28 protein-coding genes are annotated in these 25,844 nt (G+C 68.1%); 8 read left to right on the top strand and 20 right to left on the bottom strand.

The window, feature by feature from the left end:
- Positions 1-4: 4 nt before the first annotated feature.
- Together ACR9FL_RS07140 and ACR9FL_RS07135 are read right to left on the bottom strand one after the other, a co-directional pair.
- A complete protein-coding gene (locus tag ACR9FL_RS07140) occupies positions 5-898 on the bottom strand; it encodes a hypothetical protein (protein ID WP_296173492.1) in 894 nt (297 codons plus the stop codon).
- A gap of 21 nt (positions 899-919) precedes the next feature.
- On the bottom strand, positions 920-1,846 hold the full coding sequence (locus tag ACR9FL_RS07135; protein ID WP_296173494.1) for a hypothetical protein: 927 nt from the start codon (positions 1,844-1,846) through the stop codon (positions 920-922).
- 103 nt (positions 1,847-1,949) lie between these two features.
- On the opposite strand from ACR9FL_RS07135, the gene trmFO reads away from it, so the two are divergent.
- Positions 1,950-3,344: a methylenetetrahydrofolate--tRNA-(uracil(54)-C(5))-methyltransferase (FADH(2)-oxidizing) TrmFO gene (gene trmFO / locus ACR9FL_RS07130; protein ID WP_296173496.1), complete on the top strand. Its 1,395-nt coding sequence runs from the start codon at positions 1,950-1,952 to the stop codon at positions 3,342-3,344.
- A 19-nt stretch (positions 3,345-3,363) separates the two neighbouring features.
- On the opposite strand, the gene ACR9FL_RS07125 is transcribed toward trmFO, so the two are convergent.
- A complete protein-coding gene (locus tag ACR9FL_RS07125) occupies positions 3,364-4,569 on the bottom strand; it encodes an MFS transporter (RefSeq protein ID WP_296173497.1) in 1,206 nt (401 codons plus the stop codon).
- A 68-nt stretch (positions 4,570-4,637) separates the two neighbouring features.
- On the opposite strand from ACR9FL_RS07125, the gene ACR9FL_RS07120 reads away from it, so the two are divergent.
- Complete coding sequence (locus ACR9FL_RS07120) at positions 4,638-5,129, top strand: MarR family winged helix-turn-helix transcriptional regulator (RefSeq protein ID WP_436357855.1); 492 nt, start codon at positions 4,638-4,640, stop codon at positions 5,127-5,129.
- Here the strand turns inward: ACR9FL_RS07120 and ACR9FL_RS07115 are convergent.
- The 6 genes from ACR9FL_RS07115 to ACR9FL_RS07090 form a co-directional block, all read right to left on the bottom strand.
- Complete coding sequence (locus tag ACR9FL_RS07115) at positions 5,126-5,752, bottom strand: squalene/phytoene synthase family protein (protein WP_436357854.1); 627 nt, start codon at positions 5,750-5,752, stop codon at positions 5,126-5,128. The two genes, ACR9FL_RS07120 and ACR9FL_RS07115, sit on opposite strands and share 4 nt — an antisense overlap.
- A 55-nt stretch (positions 5,753-5,807) precedes the next feature.
- Positions 5,808-6,428 (bottom strand): hypothetical protein, encoded by a 621-nt coding sequence (locus tag ACR9FL_RS07110; protein ID WP_436357853.1) that lies wholly within the window; start codon positions 6,426-6,428, stop codon positions 5,808-5,810.
- Positions 6,429-6,518: 90 nt separating this feature from the next.
- Positions 6,519-7,490 carry a protein translocase subunit SecF gene (gene secF / locus ACR9FL_RS07105; RefSeq protein ID WP_436357852.1) on the bottom strand — a complete coding sequence of 324 codons (972 nt, stop codon included), beginning with the start codon at positions 7,488-7,490 and terminating at the stop codon, positions 6,519-6,521.
- Positions 7,490-9,088, bottom strand: coding sequence for a protein translocase subunit SecD (gene secD, locus ACR9FL_RS07100; protein WP_296177010.1), 1,599 nt, complete (start codon positions 9,086-9,088; stop codon positions 7,490-7,492). Before secD ends, secF begins: the two co-directional genes overlap by 1 nt.
- A 42-nt stretch (positions 9,089-9,130) precedes the next feature.
- A complete protein-coding gene (yajC, locus tag ACR9FL_RS07095) occupies positions 9,131-9,445 on the bottom strand; it encodes a preprotein translocase subunit YajC (RefSeq protein WP_105562350.1) in 315 nt (104 codons plus the stop codon).
- Between the two features lie 146 nt (positions 9,446-9,591).
- A complete protein-coding gene (locus tag ACR9FL_RS07090; RefSeq protein WP_436357851.1) occupies positions 9,592-10,677 on the bottom strand; it encodes a peptidoglycan DD-metalloendopeptidase family protein in 1,086 nt (361 codons plus the stop codon).
- A 179-nt stretch (positions 10,678-10,856) separates the two neighbouring features.
- On the opposite strand from ACR9FL_RS07090, the gene ACR9FL_RS07085 reads away from it, so the two are divergent.
- Positions 10,857-11,009: a GIY-YIG nuclease family protein gene (locus ACR9FL_RS07085; RefSeq protein ID WP_436357850.1), complete on the top strand. Its 153-nt coding sequence runs from the start codon at positions 10,857-10,859 to the stop codon at positions 11,007-11,009.
- A gap of 222 nt (positions 11,010-11,231) precedes the next feature.
- On the opposite strand, the gene ACR9FL_RS07080 is transcribed toward ACR9FL_RS07085, so the two are convergent.
- The 5 genes from ACR9FL_RS07080 to ACR9FL_RS07060 form a co-directional block, all read right to left on the bottom strand.
- The gene (locus ACR9FL_RS07080) at positions 11,232-11,876 is read right to left on the bottom strand and encodes a protein-L-isoaspartate(D-aspartate) O-methyltransferase (protein ID WP_312062550.1); all 645 of its coding nucleotides are present in this window, start codon (positions 11,874-11,876) and stop codon (positions 11,232-11,234) included.
- Positions 11,873-12,664, bottom strand: coding sequence for a 5'/3'-nucleotidase SurE (surE, locus tag ACR9FL_RS07075; protein WP_296177001.1), 792 nt, complete (start codon positions 12,662-12,664; stop codon positions 11,873-11,875). The genes ACR9FL_RS07080 and surE overlap by 4 nt, the downstream gene beginning before the upstream one ends.
- 267 nt (positions 12,665-12,931) lie before the next feature.
- Positions 12,932-14,326: a serine--tRNA ligase gene (serS, locus tag ACR9FL_RS07070; protein WP_296176999.1), complete on the bottom strand. Its 1,395-nt coding sequence runs from the start codon at positions 14,324-14,326 to the stop codon at positions 12,932-12,934.
- 264 nt (positions 14,327-14,590) lie between these two features.
- Positions 14,591-15,913 carry a YceI family protein gene (locus tag ACR9FL_RS07065; protein ID WP_436357849.1) on the bottom strand — a complete coding sequence of 441 codons (1,323 nt, stop codon included), beginning with the start codon at positions 15,911-15,913 and terminating at the stop codon, positions 14,591-14,593.
- A 133-nt stretch (positions 15,914-16,046) separates the two neighbouring features.
- Positions 16,047-16,751, bottom strand: a complete 705-nt coding sequence (locus ACR9FL_RS07060; RefSeq protein ID WP_296176994.1) for a YceI family protein — start codon at positions 16,749-16,751, stop codon at positions 16,047-16,049.
- A 180-nt stretch (positions 16,752-16,931) separates the two neighbouring features.
- On the opposite strand from ACR9FL_RS07060, the gene mutL reads away from it, so the two are divergent.
- The 3 genes from mutL (at position 16,932) to ACR9FL_RS07045 (ending at position 19,936) form a co-directional block, all read left to right on the top strand.
- On the top strand, positions 16,932-18,845 hold the full coding sequence (mutL, locus tag ACR9FL_RS07055) for a DNA mismatch repair endonuclease MutL (RefSeq protein ID WP_296176989.1): 1,914 nt from the start codon (positions 16,932-16,934) through the stop codon (positions 18,843-18,845).
- A gap of 171 nt (positions 18,846-19,016) precedes the next feature.
- Positions 19,017-19,484 (top strand): low molecular weight protein-tyrosine-phosphatase, encoded by a 468-nt coding sequence (locus ACR9FL_RS07050; RefSeq protein ID WP_436357848.1) that lies wholly within the window; start codon positions 19,017-19,019, stop codon positions 19,482-19,484.
- A gap of 176 nt (positions 19,485-19,660) precedes the next feature.
- Complete coding sequence (locus tag ACR9FL_RS07045) at positions 19,661-19,936, top strand: YjhX family toxin (protein WP_296176983.1); 276 nt, start codon at positions 19,661-19,663, stop codon at positions 19,934-19,936.
- On the opposite strand, the gene rsmD is transcribed toward ACR9FL_RS07045, so the two are convergent.
- The 3 genes from rsmD to ACR9FL_RS07030 are packed head-to-tail and all read right to left on the bottom strand — an operon-like array spanning position 19,919 to position 22,613.
- Positions 19,919-20,494, bottom strand: a complete 576-nt coding sequence (gene rsmD / locus ACR9FL_RS07040; RefSeq protein ID WP_296176980.1) for a 16S rRNA (guanine(966)-N(2))-methyltransferase RsmD — start codon at positions 20,492-20,494, stop codon at positions 19,919-19,921. The genes ACR9FL_RS07045 and rsmD overlap by 18 nt on opposite strands.
- Position 20,495: 1 nt before the next feature.
- A complete protein-coding gene (locus ACR9FL_RS07035) occupies positions 20,496-20,924 on the bottom strand; it encodes a GFA family protein (RefSeq protein ID WP_296176977.1) in 429 nt (142 codons plus the stop codon).
- Between the two features lie 21 nt (positions 20,925-20,945).
- On the bottom strand, positions 20,946-22,613 hold the full coding sequence (locus ACR9FL_RS07030; RefSeq protein WP_436357847.1) for a pseudouridine synthase: 1,668 nt from the start codon (positions 22,611-22,613) through the stop codon (positions 20,946-20,948).
- Positions 22,614-22,625: 12 nt separating this feature from the next.
- Between ACR9FL_RS07030 and tadA the strand changes: the two genes are divergently transcribed.
- Together tadA and ACR9FL_RS07020 are read left to right on the top strand one after the other, a co-directional pair.
- Complete coding sequence (tadA, locus tag ACR9FL_RS07025; RefSeq protein WP_296176671.1) at positions 22,626-23,084, top strand: tRNA adenosine(34) deaminase TadA; 459 nt, start codon at positions 22,626-22,628, stop codon at positions 23,082-23,084.
- Positions 23,085-23,115: 31 nt separating this feature from the next.
- Positions 23,116-23,532 (top strand): MliC family protein, encoded by a 417-nt coding sequence (locus ACR9FL_RS07020; RefSeq protein ID WP_296176666.1) that lies wholly within the window; start codon positions 23,116-23,118, stop codon positions 23,530-23,532.
- On the opposite strand, the gene ACR9FL_RS07015 is transcribed toward ACR9FL_RS07020, so the two are convergent.
- Genes ACR9FL_RS07015 through ACR9FL_RS07005 form a run of 3 tightly spaced genes read right to left on the bottom strand, consistent with a single transcriptional unit; the run spans position 23,529 to position 25,827 of the window.
- Positions 23,529-24,116, bottom strand: a complete 588-nt coding sequence (locus tag ACR9FL_RS07015) for a GNAT family N-acetyltransferase (protein ID WP_436357846.1) — start codon at positions 24,114-24,116, stop codon at positions 23,529-23,531. The two genes, ACR9FL_RS07020 and ACR9FL_RS07015, sit on opposite strands and share 4 nt — an antisense overlap.
- On the bottom strand, positions 24,113-25,222 hold the full coding sequence (aroB, locus tag ACR9FL_RS07010) for a 3-dehydroquinate synthase (RefSeq protein WP_436357845.1): 1,110 nt from the start codon (positions 25,220-25,222) through the stop codon (positions 24,113-24,115). The genes ACR9FL_RS07015 and aroB overlap by 4 nt, the downstream gene beginning before the upstream one ends.
- Entirely contained in the window at positions 25,219-25,827 is a 609-nt protein-coding gene (locus ACR9FL_RS07005; RefSeq protein ID WP_436358130.1) for a shikimate kinase, read from the bottom strand. The genes aroB and ACR9FL_RS07005 overlap by 4 nt, the downstream gene beginning before the upstream one ends.
- Between the last annotated feature and the right edge of the window lie 17 nt (positions 25,828-25,844).

The following is a 25,844-nucleotide window of genomic DNA, read 5'->3' as shown; positions in this document are numbered from 1 at the left end:
TCGGTCAGGCGTTCGGCGCCCCCTTGAGCTGCAGATAGGCGGCCGAGAACGGCGCATACATGATGACGACCTGCGCCGCCGTCATCACGGCGTTGACCACCAGGGACACGGCCAGCATCGGCCCCAGGGCGCTAAGCAGGCTGGGAACGCCGGCGCCCTGCATCGCGATCAGACGCTCGTTCCCGCCGACCATCAGGGTGAACGGCGCCGCCACGGCCGAGCCCAGCAGGCCCACCAGCATGGCCATGACCCAAGCGATGATCGCCATCCCGAACAGCGGCCAGAACACCTTCTTTGCGGTCATGGCGAAGGCCGACTTCACCGCGATCCGCCCCTCCACAAAGGTCGCCGGAACGACCAGGCTGAACCGAACCGACAACCAGGCCATCAAGGCGACCAGAGCCAGCGACACCAGCACCACGGCCAGCCACAGGGCCGGAGCGGCCACCGCCCCGGCGGCGACAAGGGTGATGACCGCAAAGCCCGCCATGAAGACCACGAACATGATCAGGGCGACGATCAGGCTGGCCCCCAGCACCCGCAGTTCATCCTTGCCCAGACGCAGATAGCCGAACCTGCGATCCTCGGGTCGAACGACCGAGCGGGCGATGGCCGTGCTGATCACGGCGCTGAACAGCAATCCCAACGGCGCCCCCCAGGCGACGATGGCGAGATAGGCCTGCCCCAGCCGCTCCATCTCCTCCAATGACGGCTCGCTCCGCGCCTGCGCCTGGATGTCCGTGATCACGGCCAGGACGGTGACGAAGTGCGGCCCGACCAGCAGGAACAGCAGGCCGAAGAAGACAGCGTAGGCCGCCGCCCACAGCAGGACGGCGACGGGGGCGCGACGCGTCAGGCGGAAGCCTTCAAAGGCGCAGTCAGTGGCGGAAAAGGTCATGCGGTCGTCCTCGATTCCTGATCAGCCTAGCGCAACCGGACGCGCTTCGTCCTGCGGCGCTTGCGCCAGAAGCGACCGGCAAGCCTCGGCATAGGGCGCCAGCATCACCGTGCCCAGAAAGCCCTGCAGCCAGGACAGAGGCACAAAGGCCGCCAGGCCCCAGCCGACAAAGGCGGGCCAGTCCACCTCCGGCGGCGCGCCGTGCTTCAGCATCTCGGCCACGGTGAAGACATTGACGCCCGCCACCAGGAACAGAACCACGGCCGCCAGGGCCAGCAGCGCCAGCTCGATTGCGATCACGACGGCGATGATGGCGAGGCTCAATCCCAGAAGCCGCAGCACCTGCCCCTTGCCCAGCCGCCAGCCGGCGACAAAGGCGAAATCGTTCAACCCCACGCTGGCCGGCACGATCAGACAGGCGCGCAGCGCCACGCCCCAGATGGCCAGACCCGCCGCCGCCGCCACCAGCAGGCCGAGGGCCACCGCCGCCGCCTCGGACACGAACCACAACGACACCCCGATGGCGAAGGCGATCAGGCCGATCACGATGGCCGCGGCATAGAAGCCGGCCACCATCGCCACCCCGATGATGGCGAGACGCACCTCGTCCATCCCGACCTTCAAACCCGCGAAACGCGCCGGACGCTCGGGAAAGAACACGGTCCGAAAAACGGCGGCGGCAATGACCACGGCGATCAGGGCCTGCAGCAGGTTCAACAGGCCGGACCAGGCCTGAAACTGGACCATCTGCGCCATCACGCTCGCCGAAGGCTCGCGCGCCGCCAGTTCCTCGATGGAGATCGCCCCGAAAAACCGCAGCGTCAGCGCGCCGAACAACAGCGACGGCGCCGCCGCCAGAACGCCCCAGGCCCAGACCTGCAAGGGCCGGCGCCGCGTCAGCTTGAAACCGGAGGCCAGAGCCTCGCCGATGGAAAACGCCGTGGTCATGACTGCTCCTCTTGGCCGCCGTCATAAGCCAGACCGCAGGCAGTCCGCCACCCCATCGCAATGACAGGCTGACGGAAGCCTTTCGGACGGCTAGAAGGCCGCCATGTCGAACGCAGCTTCCACTCCCCAGCCCATTCACGTCATCGGCGGCGGCCTCGCCGGTTCCGAAGCCGCCTGGCAGATCGCCCAGGCCGGCGTGCCCGTCATCCTGCACGAAATGCGCGGCGTGCCGGGCATCAAGACCGACGCGCACCAGACGGACGGTCTGGCCGAGCTGGTCTGCTCCAACTCCTTCCGTTCGGACGACTGGGAGTTCAACGCCGTGGGCCTGCTGCATGCGGAAATGCGCGCGCTCGGCTCCATCATCATGGAATGCGGCGACGCCCATCAGGTCCCGGCGGGCGGCGCCCTGGCCGTCGATCGCGACGGCTTCTCCCAGGCTGTGACGGCCAAGCTGGAAGCCCACCCGCTCGTGACCATCGTGCGCGAGGAAATCGCCGGCCTGCCGCCGGAGGAATGGGACAACGTCATCGTCGCCACCGGCCCGCTGACCTCGCCCGCCCTGGCCGACGCCATCCTCAAGATGACCGGTGAGGAAAGCCTCAGCTTCTTCGACGCCATCGCCCCCATCATCCACGCCGACAGCATCGACTTCGACATCGCCTGGCGTCAGTCGCGCTATGACAAGGAAGGCCCCGGCGGCGACGCCGCCGCCTACGTCAACTGCCCGATGGACAAGGCGCAGTACGAAGCCTTCATCGACGCCCTGCTGGGCGGCCCCAAGGCCGAGTTCAAGGACTGGGAGAACGTCCCCTACTTCGACGGCTGCCTGCCGATCGAGGTTATGGCCGAGCGCGGCCGCGAGACCCTGCGTCACGGCCCGATGAAGCCCGTCGGCCTGACCAATCCGCGCGACCCGAAGGTCAAGTCCTACGCCATCGTCCAACTGCGTCAGGACAACGCCCTGGGCACCCTGTTCAACATGGTCGGCTTCCAGACCAAGCTGAAGCACGGCGCCCAGGCCGAGACCTTCCGCATGATCCCGGGGTTGCAGAACGCCCAGTTCGCGCGCCTAGGCGGCCTGCACCGCAACACCTACCTCAACAGCCCGCAACTGCTGGACAAGCAGCTGCGCATGAAGGCCATGCCGCGCCTGCGCTTCGCCGGTCAGGTGACGGGCGTCGAGGGCTATGTCGAAAGCGCCGCCATGGGCCTGCTGACCGGCCGTCTGGCCGCCGCGCAAGCCCTGGGTCGCGACCTGTCGGCCCCGCCGCCGGAAACCGCCATGGGCGCCCTGGTCGAGCACATCACCGGCGGCCACCTGGCCGGCTCCAAGTTCCAGCCGATGAACATCAACTATGGCCTGCTGCCCCCGCTGGAAGCGCCCAAGGTCGACGAGGACGGCAAGCGCATCCATCCCAAGGAACGCGGCCGCGCCAAGAAGCGCCTGCAGAGCATCCGCGCCATGGAGGCCCTGAAGGCCTGGCGCGACGCCTGAACGACAAGGCCGGGTCGGCTCAACGCAGCTTGGGCAGGCCCGGTCGGAACGCCAGGGTCATCACGCCCAGAACCACGACGCCGACGCCCATCAGGACCCAGGCTCCGGTCAGGTCGGCCATGTGATCGCGCAACAGGCCGGCGGCCAGCGGCGACAGGCTGGCGATGATGTAGCCCCCGCCCTGGACGAAGGCGAGCAGGTCGCCGGACCGGCTCGGATCGTCGATCTGGTCCATCGCCAGAATTAGGGTCAGGGGGAAGATCGCCCCGATCCCCAGCCCCATGACCACGACGACCGGGATCGCCAACGACACCGGCGCGATGATCAACCCCGCCAGACCGATCAGGGCCAGAATCAGCGCCGTCAGGATCGGCCCGCGCCGGTCAGGAAAGCGCCCGATGACCAGCGAGACGATAATGCCCGCCGCCACCTCGGCCCCGGTCATGCCGCTGAGCAGATAGCCCGCCGTCGCCCGCGCCTGCCCCAGATCGACATAGAAGGGCGGCAGCCAGGCCAGCACCAGGGTATAGGCCGAGGTCCCCAGGCCCATGATCAGGATCAGGCTCCACGCCCGGCCCTGCTTCCAGAAGGGGATTTCGGGATGCACCACCTCGACGACGGCGCTCCGGTCGGGCTCCTCCGCCGCCGGATCGCGCGCGGCGATCAGCCAGACAACCGCCGCGACAAAGGCAGGCGCGCTCCACAGCGCCAGCGTCCAGGCCCAGCCGACCGCCTCGGCCAGCCCCGCCGCCGTGGCCGCCGCAACCGCCGCCCCGCTCATGATGCCCGTGGTGTAGAGGGCCATGACCGTGCCGAACCGCGTCGGAAACGCCCGCTTGATCACGACCGGCGCCAGGGCCTGAATAAGCGCCACGCCCACACCGACAACCGCCGCGCTGGCGATCAGGCCCGCCGTGTCCGTCAGCACCGCCCGCACCAGACAGGCCCCGCCGATCAGCAACGCGCCCAGCAGGATGCCGCGCCGCTCGCCCAGCCGCCGACGCAGGGGCCGGATCGACAGGGCGCCCAGACCGATCATCAGCACCGGCAAGGTCGTCAGCAGGCTGGCGGCGGTGGAATCCATCCCCGTCGCGCCCTCGATCAGATCCAACAGCGGCCCGACCGCCGCCATCGCCGGCCGCAGGTTCAGCGCCAGGGCGCCGATGGCCGCCAGCAGCAGCAAGGACGCGCCGCGCGTCGGCTCGGCTTCGGACCGTGCGGTCATGACAGAGGACTCCACTGAAAAATCGCGCTACTCTCTCGACCTCAAGTATCTCGATGTCAAGATAACCCATGCCCGACAGAGCCTCTCGCGCCGCCGCCCAATGGGCCGTTCAGCGCCCCGACATGGACATGCTGCCGATGGAGGCGCTGGGCCGCCTGCACGAAGCCTCGATCCTGGTCGCGCGCGAACGCCAGGCTCCGCTCTACGCCCGCTACGGCCTGCAACAGGGCGAGTTCGACGCTTTGGCGACCCTGCGCCGCTCGGGTGCGCCCGAAGGCCTGACGCCGACCGCCCTGTTCGAGGCGGCCATGATGTCGTCCGGCGGCATGACCGCCCGCATCGATCGGTTGGAAAAGGCCGGTCTGGTCGAGCGTCGCCCTCACCCCACCGACCGCCGCGCCACCCTGGTCCGGCTGACCGACAAGGGTTTCGACCTGATCGAAACCATCATGCCCCATCACGAAGAAGCGGCGCGAGACATCCTCGCGCCGCTCTCGACCGATGAACAGAAGACCCTGAACGCCCTGCTGGCCCGCCTGATCGGCGGCCTCTGCGACTAGACGCGCCCGCGCAACACCGCCCACAGCAGACGCAGCCGCTTGACCGGCTCGGGGTGATCAAAGCCCGCCAGGGCGGCGTGGGCCGTGGCGGGAAAGGCTGCGGCCGGCAGGGTCCGAAGTCCGACGTTGGCGACGGATCGCAGCGCCCTCGCCTCGTCCGCGCGCCCGGTCTGCGACAGGGCCCACAGACGCCCGGCCTCGGCCACCGCCGCCTCATGCCCCTCGCCCGCCAGTATATGGACGGCCACCCGCATGGGGCCGACATAGAAGGCGTCCAGATCGTGCGGGTCGCCATGCACGCGGCCGATATGGGCCTCGATCAAGGCGTCGAAGGGCGCGCGCTCCAGCCCATGACGGGCGACGGCGGCGGTCAGGGCCTCCAGCACGGGATGGCCGACGCGCGGGGTGTTGGCGAAGACGCCCTCCATCTGCTCGGCCCACCACGTGTAGCGCATCTCGGCCAGCATGGGCTGGGTGACGCGGGTGGGAATGGCCAGAAGCTCCGCCTCGAGGGCGTAGAGGGCGATCAGGTCCGCGCGCGCCTGTTCGTCAGCCACGAACCGGCTGGACAACCAGCGGTCGGGATCGGCGGCGCGGACCTGGGCATCAAGATCAACAGTCATTGCGCAAGGCCATCGGCCATTGCGGCCAAGACCTCAAGTCCCTGCGGCGCAAGCCTCAGCCGAACAGAGTCTGATACATGGCCATCGAGGTCAGCATCGGCAGCGACAGCAAGAGGTTGGTGCGGCTGCCCAGCATGGCGATGCGGGCGGCCTTGGCCTTCCTGTCGTCATCCACGGCGATGATGCCCAGGGCCCGCTTCTGGTTCGGCCAGATCACGCCCCAGACGTTCAGGAACATGATGATGGCCAGCCAGACGCCGATCCCCATCAGGGTGAACTGCTGGTCGCCTGCGTTCAGACCGCCGGCCAGGCCGAAGGTCAGGACTTCATGGGCATAGGCGTGACCGCGCGTGAACAGGACGGCGATGCCCGCCAACACCGTCACCAGCGCCGACCATCGGAACCAGAACAGGGCCTCAGGCGCGATATGCTTGCTGACGGCGGGCTTCAGCTCGGCCGGGATCGCGGGCATGACCCGGATCTGCACGAAGTTGAAGTAGTAGAGCAGGCCGATCCACAGGATGCCGGCCACGACGTGGACCCAGCGGAAGGCCGCCTGGGCAAAGCCGAGATCGAAGCCGCCCGGCGCGATGCGGCCGAAGGCGAAGATCATGACGCCCGCCAGCAGGATGCTGAGCAGGAAAGTCGTTCTGAAGTTGGAAAGCAGTTTGGCCATGCGCCCCTCCCCGGGTCGGAATCAGGAAGCGTGACCTTACTCCTCCCTCCCCGCCGGGGGGAAGGAGGAGCCTTTTCAGGTAGCCGGAGCTTAGGGCCGGCTGGCCATGCCGAGTTTGATCGGCTTGGCGTCTTCGTCGATGGAGCCGCCGCGCTTGACGCCCCACAGCAGGATGATCGGCGCGCCGACATAGATCGACGAATAGGTGCCGATCACGATGCCGATCATCAGCACGATGGAGAAGCCGAACAGAGCCTCGCCGCCGAACATGGCCAGGACGGCCAGAACGCCCACGGCCGTGACGCCGGTGATGATGGTCCGCGATAGGGTCTCGTTCAGCGACAGGTCGATGACCTCGCGCAGGGGCATGGTCTTGTACTTGCGCAGGTTCTCGCGAAGACGGTCGAACACGACGACGGTGTCGTTCATCGAATAGCCGATGACGGTCAGAATGGCCGCCACTGTGTTCAGGCTGAACTCGAACCGGAACAGGACGATCAGACCGAAGGTCAGGATCATGTCGTGCACCAGTCCCGCCACGGCGCCGAAACCGAACTGCGGCTCGAACCGGAACCAGATGTAGATGAACATCAGCACGATGGCCGCGCCCAGGGCCAGAAGGCCGCTGGTGAACAGCTCGCCGGAGACCTTGGAGCCCACGACGCTGACGCCCGAGTATTTCACCTCGCCGACAGCCTCGTCGATCGCCTTCTCGACCCGGGCGACGACGGCGCTCTGGCCTTCATCCTCGGGAATCTGGAAGCGAACGATGGCGCTGGCGGCGCTGTCGATGCCCTGAACCTGGACGTCGCCGAGACCCAGTTCGCTGACGGCGCCGCGAACCTTATCCAGTTCCAGCACCTGACCGGCGGGCTTGGACACTTCCATCGAGGCGCCGCCCCGGAAGTCGATGCCCATGTTCAGGCCGGGATAGAAGCAGCCGACGATCGACGCCACGCACAGGATGATCGAGATCACGCCTGCGGCGGGCGCATATTTGACGAAGCGGAAGTTCGTCTTCTGCGGAAGCAGTTTGATGAGGGGCCATCCACGCATCGCCATCACTCCGCGATCGGCAGTTTTTTGGGCTTGGCGACTTTGAGCCAGTACCCAAGCAGGACCTGGGCGACCATCACCGAGGAGAACATGGAGGTGAAGACGCCGATGGTCAGCGTCCAGGCGAAGCCGCGCACGGGCCCCGCGCCGAACATGAACATGATCAGCGCCGCCACCAGGGTGGTCAGGTTGGCGTCGACGATCGTGCCCATGGCCTTGTTGAAACCGGCGTCCATCGAGGCGATGACCGAACGACCAGCCCGCGCTTCGTCGCGCATCCGCTCAAAGATCAGCACGTTGGCGTCGACGGCCACAGCGAAGGTCAGCACCAGACCGGCGATGCCGGGCAGGGTCAGGGTCGCGCCGAACAGCGACATTGCGGCGATGATCAGGATGCCGTTCAGCACCAAACCCAGCACCGACACGCCGCCGAACAGGAAGCCATAGGCGCCGATCATGAAGACGCAGATCAGGATGAAGCCGATGATGGTCGAGACCATGCCGGCCTGAACGGCGTCGGCGCCCAGCTCGGCGGTGACGACGCGGCGTTCCTCGACCTTCAGCGGCGCCGGCAGAGCGCCCCCGTTCAGCAGGTTGACCAGTTCAGACGCCGACTGGATCGAGAAGCTGCCGGTGATCTGGCCCGTCCCGCCGGTGATGGCGCCCTGAATGGTCGGAGCCGAAATCACCTTGCCGTCCAGGATGATGGCGAAGGGCTTGCCGATGTTCTGGGCGGTGGCCTCGCCGAAACGACGCGCGCCCTGGCCGTCAAAGCGGAAGTCGATGGCCGGGCGGCCGTTCTGGTCCGAACCGACGCCGGCGCGGGTCAGGTTTTCACCCGAGACCAGGATGCGCTTCTTGACCAGATAGGGCGTGCCCTGATCGTCGGTCAGCAGTTCGGCGTCCGGCGGCACGCGCCCTGCCACCGCGTCCTGCAAGCCCGTGCTCGAGGTATCCACCATCTGGAAGGTCAGTTGGGCGGTGCGCCCGACCAGACGTTCCAGCTCGGCCGGATCGCTCTGGCCCGGGGCCTGGACCACGATGCGGTCCGCGCCCTGACGTGTGATGGCGATTTCCTTGGTGCCCGAGCTGTCCAGACGACGGCGCACGACCTCGATGGACTGATCCACCGCTGTCGCGCCCATGCTGTTCAGCGTGGCGTCCGTATAGGCGAAGCGAATGCGGTTTCCGCTCAGGCGCGTGGCCGTGCGATCCGGCTGGCCGTTGGCGGCGACGCCGGTCTGGGCCAACTGGCGCAGCTCCGTCAGCGCCGTGTCGAACTGACCGGGATCGGCGATGGTCACGACCACGCCGCCCGTCTCGCGCTGCATGGCGCCGATGTTGACCTGCTGTTCACGCAGGGCGACCCGCACGTCTTCCATCAGGTTGGTGACGCGTTTGTTGCGCATCTCCGGCACATCGACCTCCAGCAGGAGGTAGGAGCCCCCTTGCAGGTCGAGGCCCAGGTTCAGGCCGTTCTTGGGCAGCCAGCCGGGCAGCGCGTCGCGCTGCGCCTGGCTGAGCATGCTCGGGAAGGCCAGCAGCAGCCCGACAACGAGCGACAGCACGACCAGGACGACTTTCCAGCGCGCAAGCTGAATCATGTCAGGGCTCTATTTCGGGCGGGCGTCAGCGGCGAGAGCCGCTCAGCCCTTGTCGTTGGCGGCGATGGCGGTGCGGTTGCGCACTTCAGCGATCATCGACTTGACCACACGGACGTTCACGCCCTGCGAGATCTCGACCATGGCCTCAGCGTCTTCAACGCGCGTCACCTTGCCGACCATGCCGTTCGACAGGACGACTTCGTCGCCACGCTTGACGCCGGCGATGAGGGCCTGGTGCGCCTTCATCCGCTTCTGCTGCGGACGGATCATCAGGAAGTAGAACAGGATGAAGATCGCAACGATCGGCGCGATCTGCACCACGATGGCCATCAGGCCGCCTTCGGAACCAGTAGGCATGGAAACTCCCCGAACCGGGCCAACCTCGAAACGGGGGCCCCATTAAAATGAGGCGCGGAACCTAGGGCGCGCCGTGCCGATTTGCAACGCGGCCTGACGTCTCTGATCCGAGACGATGCCGCCCGGACACGCCGGGCGGCTCGGTTTCAGCGCGGCAGGACGCTCAGCGGATCAACCGCAACCGGATCATCGCCGCGCATCTGGCGCGTCTCGAAGTGGATCGAGGGACGGCCGTCGCCCGCCGTCAGGCCCACCGTGCCGATGGCCTGACCGGCGCGAACCTCGGCCCCGTCGCGCACCGTGGCCGAGCCCAGATGGCCATAAACCGTGCGCCAGCCGTCGCGGTGAACGATCAGGACCGTCAGCCCCTGACCCACCAGATCATCGCCGACATAGGCCACGCGCCCGGCGGCGGCGGCCTTGACCTCGGCCCCGGCCGCGGCGCCGATATTGACGCCGTTGTTGCGCTCGCCCATGCCCACCGGGCCGAAGCGACGCAGGATGTCGCCGCGCACCGGCCATTGCATCGCCAGGGCCTGACCCACGGCCGCGCCCTGGACCGGCGAGGCCGGCGTCGAGGACGTCACAGCGGGCGCACGCGCGGGCGGCAGGGCGGCGTTGCCGCTGGGCGGCGGCGGCGGCGGGGGCGCCACGCCGTTATTCGGCGTCCGCACGCCGACCGGCGACGCGCCGGTCGCATAGGGATCGGAGCCGGTGTCCACCGCGCTGTCCGGCAGGATGATGCGTTGGCCCGAACTGATGGCGCCGCGCGGCCCCAGGCCGTTCAGGTCGATCAGAATCTGCACCGGCGTCTGGAAGCGACGACCGACGCCCGAAATGGTGTCGCCCTGCTGGATCACATAGGTCGCGCCCGGCATGCTGGTCGAACCCGCGGGCGGCGGCGGCGTCACCGTGACCGGCGCCCCCGTCGAAGGATAGGCCGGACCGCCGGCGGGCGGCAGTCCGCCGCCTTCGATGCTGCCGGCCGGCGCGCGCGGTCCCTGCTCTTCATAGGGACGCGACGCGGGCGGCGGCGTCTGCGGCTGCGCCGGCTGGGTGTAATAGGGGTTGGCGCCGGGTTGCTGTTGCGGCTGCGCCGGATAGGCGCCCTGCCCCGTCGGCATGGGACGCGTCGAATAGCGCGGCTCGTTCGGATAGGTCGAACACGCCGTAACCGTCAGCGCCCCGCCGACAACGACCGCCGCCCTGATCCAGCCCGTGAAGCCGCCCATGCGCCCCTCCTTCTTAACCTTGAATTGCGTCTGCCCCCGGTGTGCCCCGGAAGCGCCGCCAAGCCAACCCGCCAAACGGCGCCAAAGTGGGGCGGAAAGGTTAACCCGAACAGTCATTCGTCATCCCGGAAAGCCCGCAGGGCTTATCCGGGACCGCCAGAAGCGCTACCATCCGCCTCATGCGCGAAGACAGGGTCTTCACCGTCTATATAATGACCAACACGCCGCGCGGCGTGCTCTATGTCGGCGTTACGTCCGACCTGCTTGGACGCGTCCAGCAACATAGAGAGTGCGCCTACCCTGGCTTCACCAGCCAGTGGGGTTTACGATAATTAGTCTGGTATCAGGTCTTCGACGATGCTGAATCAGCCATTCATTTTGAGAAGCGCCTGAAGCGCTGGCGTCGTCAATGGAAGTTCGACCTCATCGAGCAAACCAACCCTCAATGGGCCGATCTATGGGAAACCGCTTTCAAGTCTGACGCAGGCGCATTGAGCGGTCCCGGATAATCGCTACGCGATTTCCGGGATGACGAGATAGGAGGACGGACGCCCCTACCCCTCCTTGGCCGTCCCCTCGACCAGGGGCACGAACCGGACTTCGCACAGGCTTTCGCGGCGGAAGCTGCCGTCGTCCTGACCGGTATAGCGGTTCAACATCTGCACCGAACTTCGCCCCACCGGCGCGACCAGCACGCCGCCGGGCTTCAACTGCTTCAGCAGTTCAGTCGGCTCGTGCGGCGAGGCCGCCGTGACCATGATCCGGTCAAAGGGCGCCTGTTCCGGCCAACCCTGCCCCCCGTCGCCGTGGCGGGTGAAGACATTGTCGACGCCCAGCAGCTTCAGCTTGTGCTCGGCCTCGGTCAGCAGGCTCTTGTAGCGCTCCACCGAATAGACAAAGCGCGCCAGACGGCTGAGCACCGCGCACTGATAGCCGCTGCCGGTGCCGATTTCGAGCACGCGGTGGCGCGGCTGGACGTCCAGCGCCTGGGTCATCAAGCCGACGATATAGGGCTGGCTGATCGTCTGGGCGCAGTCGATCGGCAGGGCCTGGTCCTCCCAGGCCTGATCGAGGAACTTCTCGTGGACGAACAGCGACCGGTCGATGGATTCCATCGCCTTCAGCACCCGCGCGTCGGTCACCCCCTGGCGCCGCAGCGACAGGATCAACCGGCCCGCGCGGTCGTCCGACAGGCTCATTTTTCCAGCGGTCCCTTGGGCGGGGCGCCGCCCAGCACCTTCTTCAGGTCGTTGACGCTGCGCATGTGCGTCAGGTCGATGTGCAGCGGCGTGACCGAGATCCGGCCCTCGTCCATGGCTCGCAGGTCGGTGCCCTCGGCGTGTTCCTGCGGCGCGCCGCGGAAAGCCATCCAGTAGTAGTCGCGACCGCGCAGGTCGGTGCGGCGAATGGCGTGCATTTCGCCGATGTCGCGGAAGCCCTGCTTGGTCACCTCGACTGCCTTGACCAGTTCCGGCGGCAGGTTGGGGAAGTTGACGTTCATGACCACGCCGTCCTCCCACTTCTGCTCCAGCAGCTTGGAGACAATGCCCGGCGCGAAGGCTTCGGCCGTCTCCCAATGCGCCACCACGTCGTCGTGGAAGCGCTCCAGCGACTGCGACAGGGCGATGGAGCGGATGCCGAAGGCCATGCCCTGCAGCGCACCCGCCACCGTGCCGGAATAGCTGACGTCCTCGCCGACGTTGTGGCCGCGATTGACCCCCGACAGCACCAGATCAGGCTTCTCGGGCATCAAATCGTTGACCGCCAGGATGACGCAGTCGGTCGGGGTGCCGGTCACGGCGAAGCGCTTGTCGCCCAGCTGATTGACCCGCAGCGGCTCGGTCAGGGTGATCCCGCGCCCCTTGGCCGACTGCTCGGTCTGGGGCGCGACGACCCAGACGTCGTCCGACAGGGCGCGAGCAATCTTCTCAAGACATTCAAGACCTTCTGCCTCGATGCCGTCGTCATTGGTGAGGAGAATTCGCATCATTCGCGCTCAAGCAGCCCGAAGGGCGATAGCGCACCAAGGATGCCCTTCTTCCCTTGTGGGAGAAGGTGGCTGGCGAAGCCAGACGGATGAGGGGTCGCGCCCCGGCCGGTAATCATGTCGTCTGCACTCGCCACTAGCATCTTCTGTCTGAGCAACCCCTCATCCGAGCCGCTGCGCGGCCCACCTTCTCCCCCAAGGGGAGAAGGGTTTTCAGCGCTAACGCCTTCGGCTGCTTGAGCGCCGTCTCCCGCAGGAGGAGAAGGATCAGCCAACCTGTTTCAACCCGCCCATATAGGGCAGCAGCGCGTTCGGCACGGCGATCGAGCCGTCCTCCTGCTGATAGTTCTCCATCACCGCAACCAGGGTGCGGCCGACCGCCAGGCCAGAGCCGTTCAGGGTGTGCAGGAACTCGGTCTTCTTCTCGCCCGCGCGCTTGAACCGGGCGTCCATGCGCCGGGCCTGGAAGTCGCCGCAGTTCGAGCAGGAGCTGATCTCGCGATAGGTGTTCTGGCTCGGCAGCCAGACCTCGAGGTCATAGGTCTTCTGCGCCGAGAAGCCCATGTCGCCCTTGCACAGCAGCACCTTGCGATAGGGCAGCTCCAGCGCCTGCAACACCGCCTCGGCGCAACCGGTCATGCGCTCATGCTCAGCTTCGGAGTCCTCGGGACGGCAGATGGAGACCATCTCGACCTTGGAAAACTGGTGCTGGCGGATCAGGCCGCGCGTATCGCGCCCCGCCGACCCGGCCTCGGCCCGGAAGCAGGGCGTCAGGGCCGTCAGACGCATGGGCGTCGCCACCTCGTCCTCGCCCAGAACCTGCTCGCGCACGAGGTTGGTCAGGGAGACTTCGGCGGTGGGGATGAGGTAGCGAGCGTCCAACTGTTCTCGGACGTTCACCGAATAGCTAAACAGGTCGCCTTCGCTCTGCCGCTTGGCGGCGCCATCAATCTCACGGGCGAGTTCGCTGAATGCGGCGCCGAAGTCACCAGTCTTGAACAGGTCCTCTTCGAATTTCGGCAATTGGCCTGTGCCAAACATTGCATTGTCGCGGACCAGCAGCGGCGGGTTCACTTCCAGATAGCCGTGCTGGTCCGTCTGCAGGTCCAGCATGAACTGGCCGATGGCGCGTTCCAGACGCGCCAATTGGCCCTTCAGCACGGCGAAGCGCGAGCCGGACATCTTGGCGGCGGCTTCAAAGTCCAGCAGGCCCAGGGCCTCGCCCAGGTCGGCGTGATCCTTGGCCGGGCCGGTCGTGCGCGGCGTGCCGCACTTCAGGACTTCGACATTGTCGTTTTCGTCCTCGCCGTCCGGCACGTCGGCGGCGGCCAGGTTCTTCAACCCCGCCAGCAGGTCGCGCAGTTCGGCGCCCTTGGCGGCTTCGGCCTCGCCCGCCTCGGCGATGTCGGTCTTCAGCGTCTCGACCTCGGCCTTCAGCCGGTCGGCCTCGGCCATGTCCTTCTTGCCCATGGCGGCGCCGATGGCCTTGGAGGCGGCGTTGCGCTTGGCCAGGGCTTCTTGACCTGTCGTCTGGGCGGCGCGCAGGTCCACGTCCAGCGCCAGAATGCGGGCCACGACGTCGGCGGCGTCGTCCACCCCGCGCGACGACCAGCCGGCGACGAAGGCTTCGGGGTTGTCGCGGATGGCTCTGATGTCGTGCATGGCGTCAATCTTCGGACGTTCGGGAAGAAGCCGAAGGCTGTAACGCCCCGCGCGGAGTCGGGCAAACCCCTAAGCACCTTCTCTTCCGCCATCATCGTAACTCAACAAGCCCTCCCCCTCGATGGGGGAGGGTTGGGTGGGGGTGTCGGCAGAGCCGTTTGCAACTGGGCTCCGGAGACGACATGCCTCGTGCGCTCCATCAGAAACCTTGAGCACACACCCCCATCCCTGCCCTTCCCCCATCGAGGGGAAGGGAAAGAGGGTTTAGCCAGCCCGCCTCGCCGTCACCCTGATCTCCACCCCAATCGCCTTGGACACCCAGTCGCCGCCCGCGTCGGACATCATGCCGAGGTCCAGAGCCGTGCGGTCCAGCTCCAGCCTGCCGGCCACGGTCGCCACGCCGTCCGCCTGGTCAAAGGTGAAGGGCAGCACGACAGGCACGCTTACGGTCTTGATCCGCAGCGTCCCCGTCGCCTCATAGCGGTTTCCGCCCAGGGCCTTGAACGTCGCCGCCTCGAACCGCGCGGTCGGATAGGCGCTCGGATCGAACCATTCCGCCCCGGTCAGGCTGCCTTCCTGGGTCGCGTCGCCCGTCTTGGCTGTGCCGGTCTTCACCAGAACCACGGCCTTGGAGCCCGCCAGATCGGCCGGATCGAACCAGACCTGGCCCTCCCACTGCTCAAACCGCCCCTTGAAGGCCTTGCCCGCGTGGGTTCCGGTGAATTCGATGGTCGAGGCCGCCTGATCGATGGTCCAGGCCGTCGCCGTCCCCGGCGTGACCGCCGCCTCGGCCTGAGCGGGCGCCGCCGCAGCATGGACCTCGGCCCCTGCCCCTTCGGCCAGAGGCGCGGGCTTGGCCGCGATGCCGCCCGCCACGGCCAGGGCCGCGATAAAGCCCAGCCCTGCCAGACGCTCGGTCCTACGCAGCAGGGGTTTTGGTTCCGGCGCGGTGCGGCCCTCGCCGTGCTTCAGCACCGGGATCATATGGGCCAGAACCCCGTCGCGATTGATGAACTGGTGCTTCAGCGCCGCCCCGACGTGCAGGGCGATCAGCACGACCGCGCCCCAGGCCATCAGGCTGTGCGCACCCATGGCCTGATAGGCCACGGTCCGGCGCAAACCCGCCGCCGCCTCGCCGATGAAGGGCAGGTGCGGCACGGTGAACAGGCCGAACCAGCTGGTCGCCACGGCCAGCGGCGTATCCGTCGCCACGGCCCAGCCTGCTGAAACATAGAGCCAGCCCGTCAGCGGCAGGGCCAGCATCAGGCCGTAAAAGGCCGCATGGGTCGCCCGCGCCGCGAACGTCTCCCAGGTCTTCATCTCCGCCGGCATCCCCGGCGTCCGGTGCGTCACCCGCCAGACCAGCCGCAGGGCCGTCAGCGCCAGGATCAGGAAGCCGACCGACTTGTGAATCTGGAACACGCGATAGGCCAGCGCCTGACTGCCCGGCTCATTGATCGCCTCGCTCATCCACCAGCCCATCGGGATCATGGCGATGATGGCGATCGCGATGGCCCAATGCAGGGCGATGGCGACGGGGGTGTAGCGACTGGCGGGCATCACAAACTCGCAAAGAAAATCCGTCATCCCGGACGCGCCACAGGCGCGATCCGGGACCCAGACGGCAGAGCCCAAGCGCCGAAGCCTCGAGCTCTCATCCGATGCCTGGGTCCCGGATCAGCCTGCCGGCTGTCCGGGATGACGGCAGAGGGATCAGAAATCAGGCAGCGGGAGCAGCCGGAGCGACCTGCTGCAGGAACTCGCCGTCGAAGCGGATGGTGGTTTCGTCGCCCACCGGACCGACCGGCATGCCGAAGTCCGAGCGCTTGAACTTGCCTTCGGCCGCGAAGCCGATGGTCGGGACCTGCATGAAGGGGTGCTTCTCGATCTCGCCGCCGAAGGTGGCGTCCAGGGTCACCGGCTTGGTCACGCCCAGGAAGGTCAGGTCGCCCGTCACCTTGGCCGTGCGCGTGCCGGTCAGCTCGACCTTGGTCGACTTGAAGGTGATCTGCGGGAAGGCGCCGGCGTTCAGGAAGTTCTTGTTCTTGGCGATGTCCTCGCTCCAGCTCTTGAAGCCCGAGCCCGCGTGGGTGCCGGTGTAGTCGCCCGGATAGTTGGCGTCGACCGAGGCCGGGTCGATGCTGACCTCGACCGAGCTGTTGGCCAGGTTGGCCGGGTCCAGCGTGATCTTGGCGTCAAACTTGTTGAAGCGGGCCGTGTAGTTGGAAATCGTGTTGTGACCGATCGACCACTGCAGCGAGGCGTGGGTCGGGTCCATGACATAGACGCCGGCCGGGGCCTTCAGCTCGACCGGGGCGGTCGAGGCGGCGTCAGCGGCGGGCGCACCCGACTTGTCGGCGGCGGGGCTGCAGGCGGCCAGCAGGGCGGCGGCGGAAACGGCCAGAATGGCGGCTTTGATCTTCATGGGAGGACCTCGTTCAATCTTCAGGGCTGGACACGAGGTCCAGAAACGGTTGCTCTGTCCGTCGGCGCGCCGCTCGGACTGCAACAGTATAAGTTGCGATTACAGAGCTTCAAGCCCCGTTCGTGCAAAAATGCGGATTGAGGTGCGCCCTGCGCGCCGCCCGCCTATCTTGCGACTCACATGCCCATTCGCCGCCTCCCCCCCGAAACCGTCAACCGCATCGCCGCCGGCGAGGTGGTCGAACGCCCCGCCAGCGCCATCAAGGAACTGGTCGAGAACGCGCTGGATGCGGGGGCCTCGCGCGTCGAGATCCAGGCGGACGGCGGCGGCCTGACCCGCATCCTGATCGCCGACGACGGCAAGGGCATTCCGAAAGACGAGCTGCCTCTGGCGGTCGAACGTCACGCCACCTCCAAGCTGGAGCCTGACGACGCGGGCGACGTGGACCTGCTGCGCATCCACACCCTCGGCTTCCGCGGCGAGGCCCTGCCCTCCATCGGCTCTGTCGCCCGCCTGACCATCACGACGCGAGCCCGCGAAGAGGCCGACGCCTGGGCCGTCACCGTGGACGGCGGCGACCAACGCCCGGTCGCCCCCGCCGGCTTCCCCGGCCCGCATGGCGCCCGTGTCGAGGTCCGCGACCTCTTCTACGCCACCCCCGCCCGCCTCAAGTTCATGAAGTCCGAGCGGTCCGAGGCCATGGCCATCTCGGAAGAGATCAAGCGTCAGGCCATGGCCCACGAAGCCGTCGCCTTCACCCTGTCGCTGGACGGCAAGGTGACCCTGCGCCTGCCCGCCGAGCATCCGGGCTTCGAGGGCCGCTTGAAACGCCTCGGCGCCCTGCTGGGCCGCGATTTCGAGGCCAACGCCCTACTGATCGACCAAGAGCGCGACGGCGTGCGTCTGTCCGGCTATGCGGGCCTGCCCACCTATTCGCGCGGCAATGCGGCGCACCAGTTCCTGTTCGTCAACGGCCGCCCGGTGCGCGACCGCCTGCTGCAGGGCGCATTACGTGGCGCCTATGCCGACTTCCTGGCCCGCGATCGGCACCCGGCTGCGGCCTTGTTCCTCGACATCGACCCGCTCTACGTCGACGTGAACGTCCACCCCGCGAAAGCAGAAGTTCGCTTCCGCGATCCCGCCCTGGTGCGCGGCCTGATCGTCGGCGCCCTGCGCCACGCCCTGCACGCGGCGGGGCACCGCGCCTCGACCACGGTCGCCGCCGACGCCCTGTCCGGTTTCCGGCCGCATACGGGCGAGGCCCTCTACAGCCCCTCCTCGCCCACGGCCCAGTCGTTCGGAGCCGCCGCGCCGGGCTGGAGCGGCTGGCAGGGTTGGTCGCAACCAGCCGCCGCCGCCCAGAACCTGCCGGGCCTCAACGAACGCTCGGCTCGCGTCGAACACACCTGGAGCGGAGAGGCCGCCGCACCCAGCTTCCGCACCCTGGGCGAGATCCAGGCCGAACACGCCGGCCAGATCGCACCCGGCGCCCAGACGCCGCCCGACTTGATCGACTACCCGCTCGGCGCCGCCCGCGCCCAGCTGCACGGCACCTATATCGTCGCCCAGACCCGCGACGGCCTGGTCGTGGTCGATCAGCACGCCGCCCACGAACGCCTCGTCTATGAGCGGATGAAGACCCAGATGGCGACCGGCGCCGTCACCCGTCAGGCCCTGCTGACGCCCGAGGTGGTCGAACTGGACCCCGCCGAGGCCGAGCGTGTCGCCGCCAAGGCCGAGGAACTGGCCGAGATGGGTCTGATCGTCGAAGCCTTCGGATCGGGCGCGGTTCTGGTGCGCGAAACCCCCGCCCTGCTCGGCGACACCGATGTTCAGGGCCTGATCCGCGACATCGCCGACGACCTGTCCGAACACGGCGCCGCCCTGTCGCTGAAGGAGCGCATGGCCGAGGTCTGCGGCACCATGGCCTGCCACGGCAGCGTCCGCGCCGGCCGCGTCCTTTCCGCCCCCGAAATGAACGCCCTGCTGCGTCAGATGGAGGCCACGCCCCACTCCGGCCAGTGCAACCACGGTCGACCCACCTATGTCGAGCTAAAGCTCAACGACCTCGAGAAACTGTTCGGAAGGCGGTGACCCACCCTCCCGCTCATCCCGGCGGACGCCGGGATCCAGTGAGAAATGGTGCCAGAGCGCTTTCAATCTCCCCGTTGCAGACTTGGCCAAAGAACTGGATCCCGGCGTCCGCCGGGATGAGCGGAGCACAGGGGGCATTCACAGTCCCCACTGTTCAGTTACCCTGACGTCATGACTTACAGCGTCCTTTTCGTCTGCCTCGGCAACATCTGTCGCTCGCCCCTGGCGGAGGCGGCCTTCCGCGAAGAGGCCCGCCGCCTGAGACTGGATGTGATCGTCGATTCCGCCGGCACCGGCTCCTGGCACCTCGGCGATCCGCCCGATCCGCGCGCCCAGGCCGTCGCGCGCAAGAACGGCGTCGACATCTCCGCCCTGCGCGGTCGTCAGGTGAAGCCCGCCGACTTCCGCCGTTTCACCCACATCATCGCCCTCGACGAGGACAACTTCGCAAACCTGCGCCGCCTCGCCCCGGCCGACGCGACCGCTGACCTCAGCCTGCTGCTGGACCACGTCGAAGGCCGTGAAGGCCAGCCCGTCGCCGATCCCTACTTCGGCGACGACGACGGCTTTGACGTCACCTGGGCCGACGTCACCGCCGGCGCGCGCGGCCTGGCCCGGAAGCTGCGCCAGGGCGATTGAAACCGGGCCACGGCCTCGCTATCTCTCGCCCCTCACCTGTTGGGACTGTTTATGTCTGAGAATGTGTTCACGGCCTGAGGCCCGGACGCTGAAACCCGTCCGAGGCCGCTCGTAACGCCCCGCGTCTGAAGGATCGACGCCGGGCGCACGCTGACGCCTGTCCCGGACAATCTGAAATGAACATCTCCCGTGCGGAACAACGCACGCTCCACGCCCTGGCCCAGGGCGGTCGCATCCTGCTGGAACGCGACGATCAGGGTCGCATCATCGCCGCCCGCTGCTTCACCCGCGAAGGCTGGGTGCTGGACGGCTGCGACTTGGCGCAATGGCGCAGCCTGAAGCGCAAGGGCGTCATCAAGTCGCGAAACGGCGGCCCCTATGTCGTCAATCGCGACGGCCTGACCCGTCTGCGCAGTCAGTTGGACAACCGCACCTCAGGGCGCGGTTTCTAGAACCCTGAGGAAGAGGACGCGCGCGGCGCCATAGTCGCGCGCGTCCAGCCGCTCATAGCCCGGCGTGTCGATGTCCGGCTCGTCCGAGCCGCGCTCGAACACCACAATGGCGCCGGGCTTCAGCCATTGACCTTCACGCAGCCGCTCCAGCGTCTGTTCGCCCAGGCCCTTGGCGTAGGGCGGGTCCAGGAAGGCCAGGTCGAAGGCCTCGCCCACCGAGCCGGGACGCTCGCCCAGGTCGATAGCGCTGCGGCGATGCACCCGTCCCCGTCCGAACAGGCCATAGGCGTCCATATTCTCGCGGATCACGCCGCGCGCGCCGTCGTCGATCTCGACGAACAGGGCGAAGGCCGCGCCGCGCGACAGGGCCTCAAAGCCCAGGGCGCCCGACCCGGCGTAGATGTCCATGACCCGCATCTCGTGCAGGCTCTCGCCCCAGGAAGCGTGTTCCAGCACGTTGAAGATGGCCTGGCGCGCCCGGTCCGAGGTCGGACGCGTGTTCTGGCCCTCGGGCGCAAGGATGGCGCGCCCCTTCAGGCTTCCGGCGACAATCCGCATGTCAGTCCTCGTTCGGCGCGTACAGGGCCTCGACCTCGGCGCCGGTCAGGCGCGGGCGGTCGCCGGCGAAGTCATAGTTGGCGGGCTTGGAGTCGATGTAGATCTCGTCCTCGAAGGCGAAGGCCGAGGGATCGTCGAAGGCCTGGACCGAGACCATGGTCATCCCGCCCGCCTTCAGACGCCAGAACAGGCCCGAACCGCAGGCTGGGCAGAACTGACGCTCCGCCCATTCCGACGAGTCATAGGTCGCCACAGGGCCGGCGACCTCGAGGCTGTCGCCGCAGTTGACGCTCAGCGAGACCCCGCCCGAAATCCGACGGCAGCTCTCGCAGTGGCAGGCGTGCATCCCGCCCAGCGGCGTGGCGGTGAAGGTCACCGCCCCGCACAGGCACCGGCCCGCCAGACGCGCGCCCTCCTCGGCCTCGACCATCGTCAGCCCTCCGTCCAGACCTTAGCCTCGGTCGCGCGGACCGCCGCGACCGCCCGAAGGCTTGCCGCCAAAGGGTTTGCCGCCGCCTGGACGCGAACCGCCCGGCTTGCCGCCGAAGCCGCCAGGCTTGCCGCCCGAGCGCGGCGCCCCGTCACGCGGTTTGAAGTCGCGCTGCGGACGGTCGCTCGAACCGCCCTCGCGGGGTTTGAAGTCCCGTTTCGGACGATCGCTGAAACCACCCTCGCGCGGCTTGAAGTCGCGTTGCGGACGATCACCGTCCGAACGCGGCGCGCCGTCACGGGGCTTGAAGTCCCGCTTCGGACGGTCGCTGAAACCGCCTTCGCGCGGCTTGAAGCCGCCCTTGGCGCCGTCGCGGGGCGCGCGACGGTCGTCGATCAGTTGCGGCTCCGACCGGTTGAACGGCCGGCGCGGACGATCCGACCACTCGCCGCCCTGAGCGGCTTCAGGCCGGGCGCGCGGCTTGAAGGTCTTGGTGTGCTCGAACCGGGGTCCGGTCTTGGCCCAGCCTTCCTTCTTGGCCGGGCGCTCGCGGCGGTCGACCGCGTCGGCCTGGGCCTCGGTCGCGGCGCGGACGCGGCTCGGCTTGCGCGAGGGGTCCGACATGGCCGAACCCGACTTGCCCGTCACGATGGGCGAGGAGGTGCGGCGACCGGGGATGGGCGCGGGGGTCGAGACGCTGTTGCCGGTCGGCAGGTTCTCGGGCCGGATGTGGTCGGCCAGCATCTCGCGGATCACGCGCGGGCCGATTTCCTCGACCGCGCCGACCGGCAGGGTGCCGAGCTGGAACGGGCCATAGGCCAGACGGATCAGACGGTTCACGGTCAGGCCGACCGACTCCAGGACCTTGCGGACCTCGCGGTTCTTGCCCTCGGTGATCGAGACGCTGATCCACAGGTTGGCGGAGCTGCGCTCGCCGTCCTCTTTTTCCTTGGCCTTGTCGATGGTCGCTTCCATCGGGCCGTAGTGGACGCCCTCGATGGTGCAGCCGGTCTTCAGCTTGTCCAGCTCAGCCTGGGTGATGCGACCGCGTGCGCGGGCGCGGTAATGACGCACCAGGGCCGTGTCCGGCATTTCCAGCGCCCGGCTCAGCTCGCCGTCGTTGGTCAGCAGCAGCAGGCCCTCAGTGTTCAGGTCGAGACGTCCGACCGAGATCACGCGCGGTAGGCCGCTGGGCAGGGCGTCGAACACGGTCGGGCGGCCCGCCGGGTCGTTGTGGCTGGTGATCAGACCGGCCGGCTTGTGATAGCGCCAGACGCGCGTGGCCTGGGCCGCGCCCATCGGCTTGCCGTTGACGGTGATCACGTCGTCGCGCGTCACCAGGGTCGCCGGCGTGTCCAGGATGCGGCCGTTCACCGCCACCTTGCCCAGGCCGATCAGACGCTCGACCTCGCGGCGCGAGGCGATGCCCGCGCGCGCCATGGCCTTGGCGATTCGCTCGCTGCGCAGCGGCGCGGCCGGCTCCTTCGCCGTTTTCGGGCCGCCCTTGCCGGCGCCCTTCACAAAGGGCTTGTCGCCGCGATCGTCCTTGCGGTCGCCGCGTGGCGGGCCTTTACGGTCTGCGAAGCCGCCCTTGTCCGGGCGCGCGTCGGCGAATTTACGGGGGCCGCGCGGGCCGTCGTCTTGACGGGAGCGGGGCTTCTTGTCGTTGTCTTTGGGATGGCGATCCATGATGAGCGGTTCATGAGCATGGCGCTCGACTTGGCGCAAGCGGCGGCGCAAGCTGGCGAAGTGCCCGTCGGCGCGATAATTGTCGACGAATCGACCGGCGAAGTGCTTGGCCGTGGGCAAAACGGCCCCATAACGGCCCATGATCCGACCGCTCATGCCGAGATCGTGGCATTGCGAGATGCAGCGTCAAAGTTGCAGAATTATCGCCTTACCGACCTCACCCTCTATGTCACGCTGGAACCTTGCGCCATGTGCGCGGGCGCCATCAGCCACGCCCGCATCGGTCGGGTGGTCTGGGGCGCGGACGATCCCAAGGGCGGCGCGGTGATCCACGGCGGGCGTTTCTTCGATCAACCGACCTGCCACTGGCGGCCCGCCACCGAGGGCGGCGTCATGGCCGAGCCGGCCGCCGAGGCCCTGCGCGCCTTCTTCCGGGCGCGTCGCGGAACGCGCGCCGCCGCAGGGCGTTGAAAACCCAAGCTTGACCTTGGAGGCGCTTCGCTTGCCGCATCTGATCCTTCGCGCCGGCCCCGTTCTCGCCCTGACCGCCCTGCTCGCCGCCTGCGGCCCTGAACCCCGCGAAGCCCCCACTGACGGCGACGCCGTGCGCGAACGCGCCATCGAGGCCCAGACCGCCCGCAAACGCACCGGCGCCGAGGTTCAGGACCGCGCCCTGAACCGCGTCATCCGCACCGTCTATCTGTGCAACAACAGCGAACGCCTCTCGGTCGACTTCGACAATCCGCGCCAGATGGCGACGGTGCGCAACTCCTCGGGCGAAGCGGTCGATCTCTTCCAGGAACGCGCCGCTAGCGGCATCTGGTATCGCGCCAGCGGTTACGAACTGCGCGGCAAGGGCGTCCAGGCGACCTGGACCGCCGACGGCCGCGAACCGACCGAGTGCCGGGCGGTGGACTAGGCGAACTTCGCCAATCGTCCATCCAGCCGCGCCCGCACCTCGGGCCAGTCCTCATCCAGAACCGCGAACTGCGCCGTGTCGCGCACGCGCCCGGTCCAGGTGATCTTGTGCTTCTTCAGGACGCCTTCGTCGCGCGCACCCAGCTTGCGGATGGCGGCCGCGCTGGCCGCGTTCAGGGCGTCTGTGATGATCTCGACCCGCACCGCGCCGCTGGAAAAGGCGTAGTCCAGCAATAGCCGCTTGCACGCCGGATTGACCGGCCCGCCGCGCGCCTCCGGGCGATAGAAGGTCGAGCCGACCTCGCAACGCCGATGCTCGGGCTTGATCTCATACAGGCTGGTCGTGCCGACCACCGCCCCGTCGCTCAACCGCCGCACGGCGAAGGCGATGCGCGAGCCGGTCTCCATGGCCTTCAGCGCCGACGTCCACCAGCCGTCGAAATGCTCGCCGCATGCCGCGCTGACCATGCCGTTCCAGGCCTCGGGATCGCAGTCCAGCGCCGCCCTCACCTCGCCCTCCAGCCCCTTCGTGAACGGCTCCAGCCGGACGAAGCGGTCTTCGAGGACGACGGGGCTCAGCTTCACGCCACCGCGCCTTCCTCGATCAGGAAGGCCCGCACCGCGTCCGCATCCACGTTCTTGTCCGTAAACGCATCACCGATGGCTCTTGCCAGGATCAGCGTCAACCGCCCGCCCTCGGCCTTCTTGTCCCCGGCCATTCGCCCGATCAGGGCCTCGACGCTGAAGACCTGATCGACGTCCGCCAGCCGCGTCGGCAGGCCCGCCGCCTTGATCCCTGCCTCGGCCTTCACCGCATCAGCCGCCGAGCACAGCCCCTGACGCGCCGAGAACCGGAACGCCATGGCGCAGCCCAGGGCCACCGCCTCGCCGTGGGTCAGGGCGTCGCCAAAGCCCAACTCGGCCTCCAGCGCGTGCCCGAAGGTGTGGCCCAGGTTCAGCAGGGCGCGCCGCCCGGCCTCCTTCTCGTCCTCGCCGACGATCTGGGCCTTGATCTCGACCGAGCGGATCACCGCCCGTTCCAGGGCGTCTGGGTCGCCCTCGGCGCCCGCGGCCCCCTCTCCGCCCAGCCAGTCGAAGAAGGCGGCGTCGCAGATCAGGCCGTGCTTCAGCACCTCGGCCCAGCCCGAGCGCACCTGACGCACCGGCAAGGTCGCCAGGGCCTCGATGTCGGCCAGCACCAGCCGCGGCTGGTGAAAGGCGCCGATCAGGTTCTTGCCGCGCGGCGTGTCGATCGCCGTCTTGCCGCCGACAGAGGAATCCACCTGGGCCAGCAGGGTCGTCGGGACCTGCACAAAGTCGACGCCGCGCATGAACAGGGCCGCCGCCAGCCCGGCCAGATCGCCCACGACGCCGCCGCCCAGGGCCACGACCAGGCTCTTGCGGTCCAGTCCCTCGGCCAGCAGCCGATCCAGAACGGCCTCAAGCTGCTCGAACGACTTGGACGCCTCGCCCGCCGGCACCGTGACGATCCCGGTCGTCAGCCCCGCGCCTTCCAGCGCGACCCGCACCGTCTCGCCGTGGATGGCCGCCACCGTCTCGTCGCTGACGATGAAGGCCCGCGTCGGCTTCAGCGCCGCGACACGCGCGCCCGCCTGTTCCAGCAGTCCACGCCCGACCACGACCTCATAGGCGGCGAAGCCCTCGCCTCCGACCGGGATCGTCGTCGTCATTTCTGGCTCTCCTCGCGGGCGTGGCGCCGCAGTTCTCGATAAATCGCCTCGACCGCCTGGCCGTGCGAGCCGCCGCCCACCTCCACCGTCAGGTCGGCCTCGGCATAGATGGGATAGCGGGCCTCGGCCAACTGGCTCAGGGCCTCCAGCGGGTCGCGCCCGCGCAGCAGGGGCCGGGTGTCGCGGCGCTGCACCCGTTCGGCGATCACCTTCAGGTCGGCCCGCATCCAGACGCTGACCGAGTGCTGTTTCATCAGGGCCCGCGTCTCGGGGTTCATCATGGCCCCGCCGCCGGTCGCCAGGACGATGGGCGGCCCCTCCAGCAGGCGGCGCATGATTCGCGCCTCGCCCGCCCGAAACTCTGCCTCGCCCCGGCTGGCGAAGATTTCGCTGACGCTCATTCCGGCGGCGGATTCGATCTCGTGATCGCCGTCATGGAAGGGCAGACCCAGCCGCTGCGCCAGTCTGCGCCCCACGGTCGATTTGCCCACGCCCATCAGCCCCACCAGGGTTATGGTGCGGTCGAGCGCCAGGTGAGGCGACAAGGGCGAGGAATCGGGCGAGGCGTCGGCAGGCATGGTCCCACTATCCTCTACACGACACAGCCGCTCGCTCCACACCT

Origin of the sequence: Brevundimonas sp. CEF1 (assembly GCF_051353055.1) — a bacterium.
Classification (GTDB): domain Bacteria; phylum Pseudomonadota; class Alphaproteobacteria; order Caulobacterales; family Caulobacteraceae; genus Brevundimonas.
This window is presented reverse-complemented; position numbering and strand designations above follow the sequence as displayed.

Coding starts and splice junctions, on each gene's coding strand:
- ACR9FL_RS07125 (WP_296173497.1), bottom strand. CDS start 4,569: ATGACCGCACGGTCCGAAGCCGAGCCGACGCGCGGCGCGTCCTTGCTG.
- serS (WP_296176999.1), bottom strand. CDS start 14,326: ATGCACGACATCAGAGCCATCCGCGACAACCCCGAAGCCTTCGTCGCC.
- yajC (WP_105562350.1), bottom strand. CDS start 9,445: ATGCCTACTGGTTCCGAAGGCGGCCTGATGGCCATCGTGGTGCAGATC.
- ACR9FL_RS07065 (WP_436357849.1), bottom strand. CDS start 15,913: ATGACGGATTTTCTTTGCGAGTTTGTGATGCCCGCCAGTCGCTACACC.
- secF (WP_436357852.1), bottom strand. CDS start 7,490: ATGGCGATGCGTGGATGGCCCCTCATCAAACTGCTTCCGCAGAAGACG.
- ACR9FL_RS07060 (WP_296176994.1), bottom strand. CDS start 16,751: ATGAAGATCAAAGCCGCCATTCTGGCCGTTTCCGCCGCCGCCCTGCTG.
- ACR9FL_RS07115 (WP_436357854.1), bottom strand. CDS start 5,752: ATGACTGTTGATCTTGATGCCCAGGTCCGCGCCGCCGATCCCGACCGC.
- ACR9FL_RS07110 (WP_436357853.1), bottom strand. CDS start 6,428: ATGGCCAAACTGCTTTCCAACTTCAGAACGACTTTCCTGCTCAGCATC.
- tadA (WP_296176671.1), top strand. CDS start 22,626: ATGAGCATGGCGCTCGACTTGGCGCAAGCGGCGGCGCAAGCTGGCGAA.
- rsmD (WP_296176980.1), bottom strand. CDS start 20,494: ATGCGGATTGTCGCCGGAAGCCTGAAGGGGCGCGCCATCCTTGCGCCC.
- ACR9FL_RS07120 (WP_436357855.1), top strand. CDS start 4,638: ATGCCCGACAGAGCCTCTCGCGCCGCCGCCCAATGGGCCGTTCAGCGC.
- ACR9FL_RS07045 (WP_296176983.1), top strand. CDS start 19,661: ATGAACATCTCCCGTGCGGAACAACGCACGCTCCACGCCCTGGCCCAG.
- ACR9FL_RS07035 (WP_296176977.1), bottom strand. CDS start 20,924: ATGGTCGAGGCCGAGGAGGGCGCGCGTCTGGCGGGCCGGTGCCTGTGC.
- ACR9FL_RS07140 (WP_296173492.1), bottom strand. CDS start 898: ATGACCTTTTCCGCCACTGACTGCGCCTTTGAAGGCTTCCGCCTGACG.
- ACR9FL_RS07135 (WP_296173494.1), bottom strand. CDS start 1,846: ATGACCACGGCGTTTTCCATCGGCGAGGCTCTGGCCTCCGGTTTCAAG.
- ACR9FL_RS07090 (WP_436357851.1), bottom strand. CDS start 10,677: ATGGGCGGCTTCACGGGCTGGATCAGGGCGGCGGTCGTTGTCGGCGGG.
- ACR9FL_RS07050 (WP_436357848.1), top strand. CDS start 19,017: ATGACTTACAGCGTCCTTTTCGTCTGCCTCGGCAACATCTGTCGCTCG.
- mutL (WP_296176989.1), top strand. CDS start 16,932: ATGCCCATTCGCCGCCTCCCCCCCGAAACCGTCAACCGCATCGCCGCC.
- aroB (WP_436357845.1), bottom strand. CDS start 25,222: ATGACGACGACGATCCCGGTCGGAGGCGAGGGCTTCGCCGCCTATGAG.
- ACR9FL_RS07030 (WP_436357847.1), bottom strand. CDS start 22,613: ATGGATCGCCATCCCAAAGACAACGACAAGAAGCCCCGCTCCCGTCAA.
- ACR9FL_RS07080 (WP_312062550.1), bottom strand. CDS start 11,876: ATGAGCCTGTCGGACGACCGCGCGGGCCGGTTGATCCTGTCGCTGCGG.
- ACR9FL_RS07085 (WP_436357850.1), top strand. CDS start 10,857: ATGCGCGAAGACAGGGTCTTCACCGTCTATATAATGACCAACACGCCG.
- secD (WP_296177010.1), bottom strand. CDS start 9,088: ATGATTCAGCTTGCGCGCTGGAAAGTCGTCCTGGTCGTGCTGTCGCTC.
- trmFO (WP_296173496.1), top strand. CDS start 1,950: ATGTCGAACGCAGCTTCCACTCCCCAGCCCATTCACGTCATCGGCGGC.
- surE (WP_296177001.1), bottom strand. CDS start 12,664: ATGCGAATTCTCCTCACCAATGACGACGGCATCGAGGCAGAAGGTCTT.